At 59.9% G+C, this 15,996-nt stretch carries 12 protein-coding genes and 1 pseudogene; 8 read left to right on the top strand and 5 right to left on the bottom strand.

The genetic code is table 11. The features are described 5' to 3' along the window. Positions 1-126 precede the first annotated feature (126 nt). A pseudogene (locus FIV35_RS28295) lies at positions 127-546 on the top strand (MFS transporter); the annotation flags it as partial. Here the strand turns inward: FIV35_RS28295 and FIV35_RS28290 are convergent. The 4 genes from FIV35_RS28290 to FIV35_RS28275 all read right to left on the bottom strand — a co-directional run bounded on the left by FIV35_RS28290 (position 509) and on the right by FIV35_RS28275 (position 4,643). Then, complete coding sequence (locus FIV35_RS28290; RefSeq protein WP_034137754.1) at positions 509-781, bottom strand: DUF1652 domain-containing protein; 273 nt, start codon at positions 779-781, stop codon at positions 509-511. The pseudogene FIV35_RS28295 and the gene FIV35_RS28290 overlap by 38 nt on opposite strands. Positions 782-914: 133 nt before the next feature. Continuing rightward, complete coding sequence (locus tag FIV35_RS28285) at positions 915-2,411, bottom strand: helix-turn-helix transcriptional regulator (protein ID WP_034137755.1); 1,497 nt, start codon at positions 2,409-2,411, stop codon at positions 915-917. Positions 2,412-2,571: 160 nt separating this feature from the next. Beyond that, a complete protein-coding gene (locus FIV35_RS28280; RefSeq protein WP_173668940.1) occupies positions 2,572-3,741 on the bottom strand; it encodes a hypothetical protein in 1,170 nt (389 codons plus the stop codon). Positions 3,742-3,755: 14 nt separating this feature from the next. Beyond that, positions 3,756-4,643 carry a nitrilase family protein gene (locus FIV35_RS28275; protein WP_034137756.1) on the bottom strand — a complete coding sequence of 296 codons (888 nt, stop codon included), beginning with the start codon at positions 4,641-4,643 and terminating at the stop codon, positions 3,756-3,758. Between the two features lie 209 nt (positions 4,644-4,852). On the opposite strand from FIV35_RS28275, the gene FIV35_RS28270 reads away from it, so the two are divergent. The 7 genes from FIV35_RS28270 to FIV35_RS28240 all read left to right on the top strand — a co-directional run bounded on the left by FIV35_RS28270 (position 4,853) and on the right by FIV35_RS28240 (position 14,819). Beyond that, positions 4,853-5,197: an FKBP-type peptidyl-prolyl cis-trans isomerase gene (locus tag FIV35_RS28270; RefSeq protein ID WP_034137757.1), complete on the top strand. Its 345-nt coding sequence runs from the start codon at positions 4,853-4,855 to the stop codon at positions 5,195-5,197. A gap of 35 nt (positions 5,198-5,232) precedes the next feature. Beyond that, positions 5,233-5,820 carry a GNAT family N-acetyltransferase gene (locus tag FIV35_RS28265; protein WP_034137758.1) on the top strand — a complete coding sequence of 196 codons (588 nt, stop codon included), beginning with the start codon at positions 5,233-5,235 and terminating at the stop codon, positions 5,818-5,820. Between the two features lie 456 nt (positions 5,821-6,276). After that, a complete protein-coding gene (gene mgtA, locus FIV35_RS28260) occupies positions 6,277-8,982 on the top strand; it encodes a magnesium-translocating P-type ATPase (RefSeq protein WP_034137759.1) in 2,706 nt (901 codons plus the stop codon). 16 nt (positions 8,983-8,998) lie between these two features. Further along, positions 8,999-9,715, top strand: a complete 717-nt coding sequence (locus FIV35_RS28255) for an MgtC/SapB family protein (protein ID WP_034097241.1) — start codon at positions 8,999-9,001, stop codon at positions 9,713-9,715. A 300-nt stretch (positions 9,716-10,015) separates the two neighbouring features. Then, entirely contained in the window at positions 10,016-10,645 is a 630-nt protein-coding gene (locus tag FIV35_RS28250; RefSeq protein ID WP_034097243.1) for a response regulator transcription factor, read from the top strand. Between the two features lies 1 nt (position 10,646). Then, positions 10,647-14,261 (top strand): transporter substrate-binding domain-containing protein, encoded by a 3,615-nt coding sequence (locus FIV35_RS28245; RefSeq protein ID WP_034137760.1) that lies wholly within the window; start codon positions 10,647-10,649, stop codon positions 14,259-14,261. Between the two features lie 135 nt (positions 14,262-14,396). Then, entirely contained in the window at positions 14,397-14,819 is a 423-nt protein-coding gene (locus tag FIV35_RS28240; protein ID WP_034137761.1) for an ANTAR domain-containing protein, read from the top strand. A gap of 75 nt (positions 14,820-14,894) precedes the next feature. On the opposite strand, the gene FIV35_RS28235 is transcribed toward FIV35_RS28240, so the two are convergent. Further along, positions 14,895-15,965 carry a 3-deoxy-7-phosphoheptulonate synthase gene (locus tag FIV35_RS28235; RefSeq protein ID WP_034137762.1) on the bottom strand — a complete coding sequence of 357 codons (1,071 nt, stop codon included), beginning with the start codon at positions 15,963-15,965 and terminating at the stop codon, positions 14,895-14,897. Positions 15,966-15,996 lie beyond the last annotated feature (31 nt).

Here is a 15,996-nt window from a genome sequence, read left to right as displayed (position 1 = left end):
TGGGGTCCGGGTGGCGAAAACGTAAGAAATACTCGTCGAATTGATTGTTTTTTGATCATTTGGCGAGTTTAAAAGTTGCGCTAGGTGGTATGCCGGGGAAATACATGGCTACTTCAGACCATCCCTAACGCCGTGCTGGTGATCGCCTTGCAATACCTGATTGGCCGGCGCATTTCCCACCGTTACCTCAGCCAGTGGCTGATCGCGGGCTTGAGCATGTTTATGCTGGGGTTGATCGGGTTCGGGTTGTCCACCAGCGTGTTGGGGTGGGTGCTGGCGATGGCGGTGTTCACGGTGGGGGAGATTATCGTGTTTCCGGCCGAGTACATGTTTATCGACCGAATCGCCCCGGACCACCTGCGGGGCATGTATTACGGGGCACAGAATCTGTCCAACCTCGGCGCCGCGCTGGGGCCGGTGTTATGTGGGTTGGTACTGGCCAGCCTGCCGGCCCATTACATGTTCTACATGCTGGGCGCGTTTATCGTCGGGGGCGGGGTGTTTTACTTTATCGGTGCGTCGATAAAGGCAAGTCATCCAGCGTGAGCTTGCCCACGTTATTGCTTTGCAGCTCGTAGCGCAGTTCTTCGACCATTTTTGCCACTTCTTGCGGGGTATGCAGCCGGTTGGTGCTGATCCCTGTCACCACCAGATCCACCCGGCCGGTTTCAGCGTCGTAGACCTTCAGGGTCAAGGATGCATCCCGGCACAGGGTGAATTCGCAGGTCAGTGGCGATAGGCTTTCTTCGATGCAGTTTCGCAGTTGAGCGAGGGTGAACATGCGGTTTCCTTCAAGGCATGAAAAAGCGACGGCACAAGGTCAAAGCTCCTTGTACCCACCGGCTGAAGGTTAGGGATTGCACACACACGCCATAAGGCGAATTCGCACTAGTGGCACTGGTGCATTTGCACCGTCAGCGTCTATTTTTCACCCTTAGGTCCCCTGCAAACAGCCCGCGTTCCCGCGCCCACACGATCGCCGCACTACGGCTGTGTACCCTCAGCTTGGAGTAAACCGTGGCCACATGGTTACGCACAGTGTTGGGAGCCAGTTTCAGTCGTGAGGCGATCTCCTTGTCCGCCAGACCTTCGCAGATCAACCCCAGCACATCGCGCTCGCGGGCGGTGAGGTCGGTGAAGCTCACATTCGGCAAGTTGGGGCTGTTAACGCTTTTGGCGTTGGCCAGTTTTTCGATCAGCGTCTGGCTGAACCATGAAGCGTCTTGCATGACCTCTTCGATGGCCGCGACCAGCTCCAGCTCTGAGCGCTTGCGCTCGGTGATATTCATCATGACCAACAGATAGCAGGGCATGTCCTGGATCACTACCGTGTCGGCCGAGACCACACAGTCGATCACTTCGTTACCTTTCTTGCGCACCTTGAGGTCTTGGCCGTCGAGATTGCCGGCCTTCTCGAGAGTGGCGAACAACTGTTCGCTCGCCGCGTTGCCGTCGATAAACCCGATTTCTTCGATGGATTTGCCGATCAGCTCTTCGCTGATGTAACCGGTAATGCTCATGAACGCTTCGTTGACGTCCACCACATGGCGATTGTCGGCGTTGCACACCAGGGTGGGCACGGGCGTCAGACGGAACGACTTGGCGAAGCGTTCCTCACTCTGGCGCAGGGCGATTTCCGCTTTGCGCCGCGGTTCCAGATCCATGAAAGAAAACAGCATGCAATCTTCTTCGTTCATGTCCAGCGGTTGACCGGCAACGATCACCAGTTTGCTGCCGCCTTTGGGTAGTTTCAGTTCCGCTTCCATCTGTGGGATGGTGGCGCCTTCGCTCAGGCGCTGGATGGCCAGGTCCTTGCGCTCGGCCTGTTCCAGCACGTCCAGCTCGTACACCGAGCGGCCGATCACCTGATCGCGGCTGTAGCCGGTCATCTCCAGGAAACCCTGGTTGACCTTGATGTAGCGCAGGTCGCTCAAGCGGCAGATCACCGCCGGCGCGGGGTTGGCGTTGAAGGTTTTTTCGAAGCGCTGCTCGGCGCTGGCCCATTGGGTGGCGTTGCTGAGGATCAGCACCAGCAATTCAGGTTCACCGCGTGAGTCGGTGATCACCAGGCTGCGCAGGCGGTGCACCCAGGTTTTGTCCGGAGTGGCCGTGGGCGTGACCTCCACGATCACATCGCTGAATTCGTCACCGGCCGCCGCGCGAGCCAGCGGGTAGCTGTCGTCCTGCAACGGATGGTTATTGCGATAGCGCAACGAAAAACGCTCGGTGTACTGCTGCCCATTGGCGCCCAGCCCCATCACGTCGCCGACGCCATGCATGGTCAGCGCCGCTTCGTTGGCCCACAGGATGGTCTGGTCGACTTCGGCCAGAATCACACCGTCGGACAAACCGGAGATGATTTGCTGCAATTGGCGGCGGTTGGTTTCTTTGGCAAGGACGTCCTGGCTCATGCTGTCTCCCGAAAAAAGCACATGAAAATTCCGACAGCCTTGACTCGTGATAGTGCAAACAAATGCAGGAGTGGTAGGTAAGAATGCACCCGAACGGGTGGTGCATTTGGCCTATGAGGGTTCAAGAGATGTGGTTAGGGGCGGGCCCTAACCACACACCTCAGTTTGCCAGCCAGCCGACAATCGGCACGATCATCAACGTGCTCAACGCCATTGAGATCACGTTGCCGATATAGGGGTGGAAATGCGCGGGTAGCCTCGACGCAATCGCGAAGGCCAACGGTGGTGCGACGAGAGCACCGAGCAATGCGCTGGCGCCCATCACGGTCAAACTCCCGCCATGGGTCAACACCGCCGCCGGAACGACCGACACCAACGGAACATAGGTGGGGTACCAGCCGTGCCGTATCCATTGCCGACGCCATATAACCACGCCCGCTGCCGATGTCATTGCCTGTGCGCCGATCATGGACAGGAGCAGGCCAGAGCCATATGCCGGGCTCATGGGGTTGAGCGCATAAGCGAGCAGAACCCCCGCCAGCAGACCGAGACTGGCCAGCTCATTGCCGAAAAACGGCGCTTCGGAAAAGTCAGCCAGCACTCGGCGCAGGCTCCAGACAACACCATAGTCAGCCGGTGCAACCGGAGCGGGCTTCTCGGGAGCGATGTAGTCCGAACGCACCAGCGAGGGCACTTTATGACACAGCGTAAAGGCGATCACGCTTCCAGCGGCCATGCCCAATACGTTGCCGACCACGGCGGGCAAGCCCAGCGGTACGCACACCAGATTGACGATCAGCAAGCACATGGGCGTGACCAGCAATGCACCCAGTACCGCGCCGTTGAGGGTGACCTTCCAGCCGCCGCCAAACATCAGCACCATCGCCGCCGGCAACGAAACGAACGCCGCGAAGGTAGGCTGCCAGGTTTCGGCCGTGACACTCCAGCCCCACAGCAGATTGCTCAGCAGCAAGCCGATCAACGAACTGGTCACCAACCAGGGCCATAAGCCGGTGCCATAACAGATGGAAAAGCCTTGCCAGGCTTTGCCCTGCCGACTCGCCCACCAGGCCAGATAAGCACCACTCAACAGACCCAGGGATGCCAGCTCATGCTTGTAGAAGGCGACCTCGCTGATGTCGCCTGTTACCCAACGCAACCAGGCCGCCGGATCCGGCAAGGCCGTGACCATGTCGCGATAACCCGGCCATGAGCCTTGGTGAGTGGAGACCACATAGAGCATCACTAAGATCGCGATGGCTCCCAGGGCCAGGACGGTTAAATCCAAGCGTGAGCGCGTGGGTATTTTCTTGGTCAGTAAAGGCTCCATAAATCGCCCTCCGCTCAACGAGGCAGGGCGGGGTGGTGGGAGTAGCCGAGCATCTGATCGTACAAATCATGGCGGCGGTCTCTGTGCAGGTCATTGAGGCTGTTCCAGATCGGCGCGCTGCGAGCACTGGTCACGTCGATGTCGGCAAACAGGATTTCCTGGCGATTGGCCGAGGCCACTTCACCGATCGGCCAGCCATTGGTGCCGGCGATCAACGAGCATCCGAGGTAGCGCGCATCCCGCTCTTGGCCGATGCGGCTGGCGGCGGCGATAAACACGTTATTCACATGGGCGGCGGTCATCGTCAGATACGACGCCATGCACTTCCCGGCTTCATCGAACAGCGGCGGTGGCGTCCACACCCAGTTGTTCACGCTGCAGATAATATCGGCGCCTTGTTGGCTGAGAATGCGCGGCACCTCCGGGAACCAGATGTCCCAGCAGATCAACAGGCCGATGCGGCCTATTGGTGTTTCAAACACCGGGAATCCAGTATTGCCCGGTGTGAACCAGAGCTTTTCCAGGTTCCATAGATGGGCTTTGCGGTACTTACCGATAAAGCCTTCGGGGCCCAGCAACACCGCAGTGTTGAACAGCTGCCCATGCTCAATCTCGTTTAGACCGGCCACCAGGTACACCTGATGCTTGCAGGCAAAATCCGTCCATTCCCTTACGCTCTGGCCATTCGGCACGGCCTCTGCGTGATCGAAGGCATCCTGGCGACTGCTGAAGAAATATCCGCAATTGGCCAGTTCCGGCAGCACGATCAGATTCGCGCCACCGTTGGCCGCTTCGGCAGCGAGGGAAAGGCTTTGACGCAGGTTATCGCTTCGATTGGCGACTCCAACCTGTGGGTCGAACTGAATGACGGCAACGCGGGCGGGGCTTGTGGGTGTGCTCATGAGGTTGGCCTCTTATTGTTATGCAACCGGATTTGGTTGGGTGATTAGTAAGAGGCGGGCTGATATTTAAATAAAAGTCAGGTGATTCCCTTTGTGTTGTAGCCGGTTTCTTTGTGCTGTCTGACCTTATGCTCAGACAGGTCCTACACTTGCCAATCCCCATCAATTCTGGGAAAACCCCAGCCTTCACATCAGCCACGGGCCAACCCATGAACCCCAACGAACTCCAGATCACCGACATCCGCTCAGGCACCGGCAAAGCCGTGGTCAAAGGCGCGCTGATCACTACTCAATACACCGGTACGCTGGCGGACGGCACCGTGTTCGATTCCTCTTGGGAGCGCGGCAAGCCTTTCCAGTGCGTGATCGGCACAGGGCGCGTGATCAAGGGCTGGGACCAGGGCCTGATGGGCATGCAGGTGGGCGGGGTGCGTCGCTTGTTCGTGCCGGCGCATCTGGCGTATGGCGAGCGTTCGATGGGCGCGCATATCAAACCCAACAGCGATTTGCATTTTGAGATCGAGTTGCTGGAAGTGCTGACGCGGGATGATTAATCCCTGGGCAAATGATCAGGAGGAGGGAGCGCGACATGGAGGTTTTGCCTGAATGCGGGGTTGAAGGCATTCGCGTGAGCGAATTGCACGCTGCCGACGAGGCGCAGTTGCAGTGTTTTTTTGCGCAAGCACCGGATTATTTCATCGCGGTCAATGGCGAGCCGGCCCGCCCGACCGAGGCGCGCGAAGAGCTACAGAGCCCGTTGCCGCCAGGCTGGCAGTGTCGACGGATGTATTGGCTGGGTTACCGCGATGCGGACGGGCAGTTGGTCGCGGTCGTGAACATGGCTGCCGATGTGCTTGCTGCCGGCGTGTGGCATATCGGTTTGCTTCTGGTGCACACACGTTTGCACGGCACCGGGTTTGCCCAGCGCCTGCATTCAGGCTTGCAGGCGTGGGCGGTAAAAAACGGTGCCCGATGGTTGCGGCTGACCGTGGTGATCGGCAATCGCAAGGCCGAGCGTTTCTGGTCCCGGCTCGGCTATGTGCCTGTGCGCACGCGCGCAGGGATTGTCATGGGACGCCAGGAAAATAGCGTGTCGATTCAGGTCATGGCGTTGTGTGGCGCAGGGATGGATGAGTATTTGAGCCAGGTGCCGCGAGACCGAGCGGATGCCCCTTGACCCAGACTCTCCGTCGCCCAAGACGCACTTCCTGAACCCATCCTGAAGAACTTTCTTATTCATCATGCAGAAACTTTCCTACGGTTTACTCTCCGGAAATCGGGGCGTAAGCTTCGCGCGTTTTCATCAATTGCGGAGACCCTCAGTGGGTACTTGTTCGAGTGACAGTAGTCGGCCGGTTCTGGTAACCGGCACATACTTGGCAAGATAACGCGCATGCTTTCGATGCCGTTGTCTCGCCACTAACGCGAGAAGCGGCATCCCGGTCGCAGCCTGTCCTGGCTGTGCCTCGATCCTCTCTCATCGACGCTGACCAGCTCCCGGGTTCTCTCGGGCTGCTACGGACGCGCCTGCCTTTTATCCGGCGGGCGAGCCCGGTGTGACTGTGCCTGTTCGAGGGCGCGGTGCGCACGGGCCGTACCTGCACGACGGTTTCCTCGCGCAGGAGTAATACTCATGAACCTCGCTCTGCTTAAAGAGTTCTTCGCCGGCTTCCTGCGGACCCGGCACATTGCCCGGCACTTCCGTCGCCTGGCCATGCTTGAGACCGTCAACGACGCCAGCGTCAGCCGCGAAGTGCCGCCGACCCTGGCACAAACCCTGGTCGGCGCGGCTAACAGCAGCGCCGTGCAATTGCTCGGTACGCTGGGCAGCCACACCGACGGCCTGACCGCCGCCGAGGCCGACGCTCTGCGCGTGCAGTACGGCCTCAACGAGGTCGAGCACGAGCAGCCGCTGCCGTGGTGGGTGCACCTGTGGCACTGCTATAAAAATCCGTTCAACCTGCTGCTGACCCTGTTGGCGGTGATCTCCTGGCTGACCGAGGACATGAAGGCCGCCACGGTGATCTTCTCCATGGTGGTGCTCTCGACCTTGCTGCGCTTTTGGCAGGAGGCCAAGTCCAACAAGGCCGCCGATGCGTTGAAGGCCATGGTCAGCAACACTGCCACGGTGCTGCGCCGGGATGACGGCAAGCGCATCGAACTGCCGATCAAGCAGCTGGTGCCGGGCGATCTGATCGTGCTGTCGGCCGGGGATATGATCCCCGCTGATTGCCGCGTGCTCAGTGCCAAAGACCTGTTTGTCAGCCAGGCGGCGATGACCGGCGAATCGATGCCGGTGGAAAAATTCGCCCAGCAGCAGGACGCCCAGACTCGTAACCCGCTGGACCTGGAAAACATACTGTTCATGGGCACCAACGTGGTTTCCGGTGCGGCCACGGCGGTGATCCTCACCACCGGCAACAGCACCTATTTCGGCGCGCTGGCCCAGCGGGTCACCGCTACTGACCGTGCCACCACCTCGTTTCAGCATGGGGTGAACAAGGTGAGTTGGTTGCTGATCCGCTTTATGTTCGTGATGGCGCCGCTGGTGCTGTTCATTAACGGCTTCACCAAAGGCGACTGGACCGAAGCGCTGCTGTTCGCACTGTCGATTGCCGTGGGCCTGACCCCGGAAATGCTACCGATGATCGTCACCTCGACCCTGGCCAAGGGCGCGGTATTTCTGTCGCGCAAAAAAGTCATCGTCAAGCGCCTGGACGCGATCCAGAACTTTGGCGCGATGGACGTGCTGTGCACCGACAAGACCGGCACCCTGACCCAGGACAAGATTTTTCTGGCACGCCATGTCGACGTGTGGGGCGAAGAGTCCGACGACGTCTTGGAAATGGCCTACCTCAACAGTTACTACCAGACCGGCCTGAAAAACTTGTTGGACGTGGCGGTGCTTGACCATGTGGAAGTGCACCGTGAGCTGAAAGTGGGTACGGCGTTTCAGAAAGTCGATGAGATTCCGTTCGACTTCAACCGCCGGCGCATGTCGGTGGTGGTGGCTGAACAAGGCCTGCCGCACCTGCTGATCTGCAAGGGCGCCGTGGAAGAGATTCTGTCGGTGTGCAACAGCGTGCGCCATGGCGACACCAATGAAGCACTTACCGAAGAACTGCTGGCGCGCATCCGGCAGGTGACTGCTGCATTTAATGAAGAAGGGCTGCGCGTGGTAGCGGTGGCCGCGAGGCCAATGACAGCGGGGCGTGACACCTACAGCCTGGCCGATGAAAACGACCTCACGCTGATCGGTTATGTGGCGTTTCTCGATCCGCCCAAGGAAAGCACTGCACCGGCACTCAAGGCGCTCAAGGCCCACGGCGTGGCAGTCAAGGTGCTGACTGGCGATAACGAACTGGTCACCGCCAAGATCTGCCGTGAAGTCGGCCTGGAGCAACAGGGCCTGTTGATGGGGAACGACATCGAAGCGATGACCGACGCTGAGCTGGCCACGGCGGTGGAAACCACCAACGTGTTCGCCAAGCTCACGCCGGCCCACAAGGAACGCATCGTGCGCCTGCTCAAGGCCAACGGGCATGTGGTGGGCTTTATGGGCGATGGCATCAACGATGCACCGGCGCTGCGTACGGCGGATATCGGTATTTCGGTGGACAGTGCGGTGGACATCGCCAAGGAAGCCGCGGACATCATCCTGCTGGAAAAGAGCCTGATGATCCTGGAGGAGGGCGTGCTGGAAGGCCGGCGCACCTTCGCCAACATGCTCAAGTACATCAAGATGACCGCCAGCTCCAATTTCGGCAACGTGTTCTCCGTGCTGGTCGCCAGCGCGTTCATTCCGTTCCTGCCGATGCTGCCGATGCACCTGCTGGTGCAGAACCTGCTGTATGACATCTCGCAGATCGCAATTCCGTTCGACAACGTCGATGCGGACATGCTGGCCAAACCGCAGCGCTGGCAGCCGGGGGACGTGGGGCGCTTTATGTTGTTCTTCGGGCCGATCAGTTCGATCTTCGACATCACCACCTTCGCCCTCATGTGGTACGTGTTCGATGCCAATACACCGGATCACCAGACCCTGTTCCAGTCCGGCTGGTTCGTGGTGGGCCTGCTGACCCAGACGCTGATCGTGCACATGATCCGCACCCCGAAAATCCCGTTCTTGCAAAGCCGTGCGGCGCTGCCGTTGATGGTGATGACCGGCGTGATCATGGCGGTGGGCATCTTTCTGCCAATGGGCCCGCTGGCGCATTACTTCAAATTACAGGCGCTGCCATCGCTGTACTTTGTGTTTTTGCCGGTGATTCTGCTGGCGTACATGGGGCTGACCCAGGCGGTGAAGGGCTACTACATCCGTAAGTTTGGCTGGCAGTGAAACGGGGTGATTTACCATGCAGGCAATCAACAACATCAACCTCGATTCCCTGATCGATACCCTGGTCAGCCTCACCGCGGCGTTTATTCTCGGTGGGCTGATCGGCTTCGAACGTCAGTATCGCCAGCGCACGGCGGGGCTGCGCACCAATGTGCTGGTGGCGGTGGGCGCGGCCATTTTTGTCGACATGGCCAACCGCCTCGGCGGCGCGGACGGCGCGGTGCGCGTAGTGGCGTATGTGGTGTCGGGCATCGGCTTTCTGGGGGCCGGGGTGATCATGCGCGAAGAAGGTAATGTGCGCGGGCTTAACACCGCCGCCACGCTTTGGGCGTCGGCGGCGGTGGGGGCCTGCGCCGGCGCGGACCTGATTCTCGAAGCGCTGCTGGGCACCTTGTTTGTGCTGGCGGCCAACACCTTGCTGCGGCCGATCGTGAATAACATCAACCGTCAGCCGCTGGATGTGGTGTCGGCGGAGGTCACCAACATCCTGTACGTCATCGCGCGGCGCACCCAACAAAAGGCCGTGTTGGCATTGCTCGAAGCGGAACTGGCGCGCTGCAACTACCCGGCCAGCGACGTGGACGTGCGCCCGTTCGGTCCTGAGGAAGTGGAGATTGAGGCCACACTGGCCGTGACCTCGGTGGACGGTGACGAGTTGGATGCTCTGGTGGCGCGCATCTCTATGTCGACCCTGGTGGTGCAGGCGTTCTGGAGCCCCAGTACCACTGAATAAGCCCCTGAGGGAAACGCCTACGCTGACGAGCTTGGCTATGCTGTGGTGAGGAAAATTCCTACAAGTATTCGGGACTAGCCCTTCATTTGAACACGCGCACCGTTGCTATGGTTGCGCGCTTGCGCCCGCTTCAGATCAAGGCGCAACGCTACGTTTTTACTGTGTGTTCAAAAAGGAAGGGCCCGTACTGCCTGTAGGCGTTGCGCTGAGTTTCAGAACCGTTTGTCGGAACTGTTACTTTTCACAGGTAGATGAGGCTCGCTTGATATGTAAGCGTATTGATCCTCCCAGGGGAGTCTTATGAGCAACAAAGCTTTAATTGTGGATGATCATCCTTTTATACGTGCCACCGTCAAATACCTGTTGAAGCAAGAAGGCTTCGATAAGATTTTTGAAGCAGGCAATGGTGCCGATGCGATGCAGATTGCCCGAGAGGAACGCCCGGACCTGGTCATTCTCGACTTGGCGATGCCCAAGCTCGGCGGGCTGGAGGTTATCAGTCGTATCAAAGCCCTGGAACTTCCCTGCAAGATCCTGGTGCTCACGTCGTATCTGGCGGAGTTCTTTTCCACGCGCTGCATGCGCGCCGGTGCGATGGGGTTTGTCGCCAAAACCGGTGAGCTCGATGAACTGCAAAAGGCTATCAGGGCGATCCGCTCGGGCTACAGTTGTTTTCCCAGCCTGGCTACCAGTTCGGTGCGCCGTGACGATCTGCAGTCCTCGGAGAAGGAATTGGTGGATTCGTTGTCGGACCGCGAACTGACTGTGTTGCAGAAACTGGCCCTGGGCCTGGGCAACAAGCAGATCGCCGCGGATATGCTGTTGAGTCACAAGACCATCAGCACCTACAAAACCCGGCTCAAGGAAAAACTACGCATGTCCTCGGTGGTGCACTTGTCCAAGTTCGCCCAACGCAATCACCTGATTTGAAATGATCACCTCTCGGCTGGCGAAACTCACGGCCATCCTGCTGATAGGGCTGTTGCCGCAGGCGGCGATAGCCCTGGACGATCCGCATCAACTGCAGTTGCTGGGGCACTCCACGCTGGAAAACGCCTCCGTGACGCTGGACGAGGCCGATTGGCGCTGGCTGCGGGAGCGGCGCACGCTGGTGATGGGGGTGTCCGGGCCGGATTACGCCCCGTTTGATTTAACCAACAACAAGAACGAACTCGAAGGCATCACCGCCGATTATGCGGCGTTGATCGCCGGGGTACTCCACGTGACGGTGGAGGTGCAGCGCTTCGATACTCGCGATGAGGTGATCGAAGCCCTCAAGACCGGCGTCGTGGATTTTGTGGGCTCGGCCAATGGCTATGAGGCGGCCGACCCGCAATTAGTGCTGTCCCGCTCTTATGCCAATGACCAACCGGCATTGGTCACACGCACCGGCGACAGTCACGCCCTCAGCGCGGACCTGGCGGGCAAGCGCGTGGCGATGCTTTACCACTATATGCAGCCCGATGCCGTCCAGGCCTTTTATCCCGATGCGCAGTTGCTGCTGTTTGGCTCGACGTTCGAAGCCATCGGCGCCGTGGCGTTCGGCCAGGCAGATGTGTACCTGGGCGACGCGATCAGTGCGCGTTACCTGATCAACAAGAACCACCTCAATAATGTGCGCTTGGCGGACTTCTCTGCGTTGGAGGTCAACCCGTTCGGCTTTGCCTTCGTCAAGGACAATACCCGTCTGCTGACGATTATCAACGCCGCGCTGGCCGCGGTGCCGGCTAACCAGCAGATGGAAATCCTGCGCCGCTGGAGCGCTGGCGGCAGCGGCTTCCTGGAAGCCGACCGGCTACGTTTGAGTGCGAGCGAACAGCGCTGGCTGGAGAAAAATCCCCGGGTGAAAGTAGCGGTGCTCGACAAGTTTGTGCCGCTGTCGTACTTCAATGAGAAGGCGCAGTTCGAAGGGCTGAGCGCCGAGGTGTTATCGCGCATCAGCCTGCGTACCGGTTTGAAATTCGACGTGGAGCGTGGCAGCTCGCTGCCTCGGCAAATTGATGAGGTGGGTAGCGGCCAAGCGGACATGCTGGCGGTCGTCACGCCAAGCGTGGAGCGCTCAGAGAAAATCCGTTTTACCCGGCCCTACCTGTCCAACCCCTATGTATTAGTGGTGGCCTCAGGCAATGAAAACCTAATCACCCTGGAAGACATGGTCGACAAGCGTCTGGCGTTGATCGGCGGCGGTGGTCTGGCGTCCTACATCGCCGTGCATTATCCGCGGATTGATTTTGTCGATGTGGAGAACCCTGAGCAGGCCATGGCGTTGGTGGCCAGTGGCGGTGTGGAGGCCGCCGCCGTTTCGCTGATCAGCGCGCGCTACATGATCGCGCGCCATTACCGTGACGGACTGCGCATCACCAGTACTATCGGCACCGAGCCGGCGCGCATCACTTTCGGGGTCAATCGTGGCCAATTGGAGCTGTACTCGATTCTCGACAAAGCCTTGCTGAGTATCACGCCCGAAGAAATGGACGAGCTGACCAACCACTGGCGCAACGAGATCATCCTGGAAGACAGCTATTGGATACGCCACCGCAATGTGATCATTCAAGGCTTTGGCCTGGCTGCACTGCTGCTGGTGGTGACGCTGGGCTGGGTCCTCTATTTGCGCAACCTGATCCACAAGCGCTCCCAGGCTGAACGGGCGTTGAGCGATCAGATGCGGTTTATGAGCGTATTGATCGATGGCACGCCCCATCCGATTTATGTGCGTGACCGCCAGGGTCGGCTGATGGCCTGTAACAATGCTTACCTGGACGTGTTCGGCTTCAAGCTCGAGGACGTGATCGGCAAGACCGTGGTGGAAACCGACACCGGCAACCCGCCCCAGGCCCAGTCGTTCCATGCCGATTACCTGCAGTTGATGGAGCGTGGCGAGCCACAGATTCATGACCGCGTGCTCAAGCTTCCCAGTGGCGAAGTGCTGACCATCTATCAATGGATGCTGCCGTACCGTGACGGTGACGAAAAGGTCGTGGGCATGATTGCCGGCTGGGTCGACGTCAGTGAGCGCCAGCGCTTGCTGGGCCAGTTGCAAGAAGCCAAGGAGGAGGCCGACGCCGCCAACCGGGCCAAGACCACGTTCCTGGCCACCATGAGCCATGAGATTCGCACCCCCATGAACGCCGTGATCGGCATGATCGAACTGGCGCTGAAGAACGCCGAGCAGGGCCGTGCCGATCGCGATGCACTGGAAGTGGCGTCGGTGGCCTCGCGCGGCATGCTGGAGCTGATCGGCGATATTCTCGATATCGCGCGCATCGAGTCCGGCCATCTATCCCTGACCCTGGCTCCGGCCAACCCGCAGGAACTGCTGACGTCAGTCGCGCGGGTGTTCGAGGGCCTGGCGCGAGACAAGGGGCTGGCGCTGCAGGTGGAGCTCGATCCGTTGATCGACTGTGCGGTGATGCTTGACCCGTTGCGCTTCAAGCAGGTGGTGTCCAACCTATTGGGCAATGCGATCAAGTTCACCGCCACCGGCCAGGTGCGCCTCGGCGCAATGGGCACAACCAGTCTGGACGGTCACTTGAACCTGCGGTTATGGGTCGAAGATACAGGCATCGGCATCAGCGCCGAAGACCAGCAGCGCTTGTTCAACCCGTTTATACAAGGCGGCAATCACGAACAGTCCGCGCGCAGCGGTTCAGGCCTGGGCCTGGTGATCAGTCGCAACTTGTGCGAGATGATGGGCGGCCAATTGCACCTCACCAGTGTGCTGGGCAAAGGCACACGGATAGACGTGGCGTTGGTGCTGGCGCTGACGACCGAGGCGCCGGTCTCTTTGCCTGTGCCGCACATTCCGCCGGCCCGGGCGCTCAACATCCTAGTGGTGGACGACTACCCGGCCAATCGCGTGTTGTTGGCGCGGCAACTGAGTTTCCTTGGGCATCATATCGTGACGGCCGACGACGGCGAGCAAGGGCTGGCGTTGTGGCAGAGCGGGCATTTCGATGGGGTGATCACCGATTGCAACATGCCCCTCAAGGATGGTTACGCGCTGACCCGCGACATCCGCGCCCAAGAGCGTCAACGTGGCCTGGTGCCGTGCCTGGTGTTGGGATTTACCGCCAATGCCCAGCCCGAAGAAACCGCGCGTTGCCGCCAGGCCGGTATGGACGGATGCCTGTTCAAACCGACCGGTCTGGAGGATTTGCGCTCGGCGCTGGCGCCCCTCACAGCGCATGCCGCCACCAATGCAGCTGAAGCAGTGTTCGACTTGAGTGCGTTGATCTCGCTGACGGGCGGTGACAAGGCTGCCCTTGATGAGCTATTAGCGCCTTTGCTTGCCAGCCTTAAAGAGGATCGCGCCGTGCTGCCGGCGTTGTACGAGCAGCGCAATTTATCCAAACTGCATGACCTGGCCCATCGCGTCAAAGGTGGCGCGCGCATGGTCAAGGCCCAAGTGTTGATCGCGTGCGCCGAAACCCTGGAAACCGTTTGTGAGCGCCAGCAACTCGACGCCTTGGGCGCGGCGGTCGAGGCGATAGGGTTGGCTATCGACAGCTTGCACCATAGCCTGGCGCTTTACTGCAATCAGACATGACGGCAATAAAAGGTCATTCGGTTGATTTGGGAGAACTCCTACGTGAACGGGGAACATGCCTGATTTTGTCGTCGGAATATGTCTGGACAATGGGCAGGGCTCACCAACGAGCACTGCCTGCCCAGGGGGGTTGCCATGCCGAACAAAGCACTGACTATCCTGATTGCCGATGAACAGCACCTGCAACGGCTGTACATCGAAAAAATGCTCAATCAATTGGGGTACCACCGGATTGTCCCGGTGCAAACCTTCGAAGAGGTCCAGATACTCACGGCCATCCCGGCCGAGCCGTTTGATGTGCTGATCATCAATGCGGGGCTGCTGGTCGATACTTGCGAGCCGCAACCCCAGGCGCGTCATGTGCTGGTCTACGACCACCTCGACCTCTGCAAGCCGACCGGCGCTACGCCGGCGGTACTGGTGCGCTTGCCGGGTGTGCCGGACAACGTCAATCTCGAACACTTCATGGATATCATCGACCCACCCGAGGCCGCTACCGGCCTGCGGGTGTTGCCTTGGCTACGCGAGCTATCCCGCCAGCCAGTGGCCGGAGTCTAGCCCCGCTGCGGGACGATGCCTGGGCCGCTCAGCAGCGGAGATGTCTGCACTACGCGGCGAGCACGTTCGGCTGAATCAGCAGCGCTCGCGCAAGCGTTGTGCCGCGCCGCGTAGCAACTGCTCGGTGCTATCCCAGCCCAGGCATCCATCGGTCACCGACACACCGTATTGCATCGACGCGCTCAAGGGCTGGCAGCCCTCGAACAAATGGCTTTCAAGCATCATGCCGATCAGCGAGGTGTCGCCCTGCAAGCGTTGCTCCAGCACGTCGTTGAACACCGCCGGTTGCCGTAATGGGTCCTTGCCACTGTTGGCATGGCTGCAATCGACCATGATCCGCGCCGCCACCTTGGACTTGGCGAGGTCGCCCTTGACCTGCGCCACGCTCTGCCCATCGTAATTCGGGCCTCGGTGGCCGCCGCGCAGTACCAGGTGTGTATCAGGGTTGCCTGAGGTCTGGATGATCGCCGGATGCCCCTGGCTGTCGACGCCGAAGTGGCGATGTGGGTGGGCCGCCGAGCGCATGGCGTCACAGGCGATGGCGACGCCACCGTCGGTGCCATTCTTGAAGCCTACGGGCATGTCCAGGCCGCTGGCCATTTCGCGGTGGATCTGCGATTCGGTGGTGCGCGCGCCAATCGCCACCCAACTGAGCAGGTCGTCGAAGTACCCGGCGGCCATGGGTTGCAGCAGCTCGGTCGCGACCGGCAGGCCCAGACGCAGCATTTCGCGCATCAATTGGCGTGACAGGGTCAGGCCGGCGGCCATGTCATCGCTGCCGTCCAGGTGAGGATCATAGGCCAGGCCTTTCCAGCCGATGGTCGTGCGCGGTTTTTCGACGTAGGCACGGATCACCAGCAGCATCTGGTCGCTGACTTCGAGGGCGAGTTTCTTTAATTTGCGCGCGTATTCCATGGCCGATTCGGGGTCGTGGATCGAGCACGGGCCGACAATCACCAGCAAACGCGAATCTTCGCCATTGAGGATGGCACGCACGGCTTTGCGATGGGCGTGGATCTGTTCGACAAGGAACGGACTGAGCGGCAACTGGTGCTTGAGCTCAAGGGCGCTGGGCAGACGCTGGGTTAGGGCCTGATTGGCACTGATCAGGGTGGAGACGGGCAGAGCGGCGACGGAGGAGTTCATATTCAAGGCTTCCTGGGCGAGCAGCGGGCGA

The organism is Pseudomonas rhodesiae (assembly GCF_007858255.1).
Classification (GTDB): domain Bacteria; phylum Pseudomonadota; class Gammaproteobacteria; order Pseudomonadales; family Pseudomonadaceae; genus Aquipseudomonas; species Aquipseudomonas rhodesiae.
This window is presented reverse-complemented; position numbering and strand designations above follow the sequence as displayed.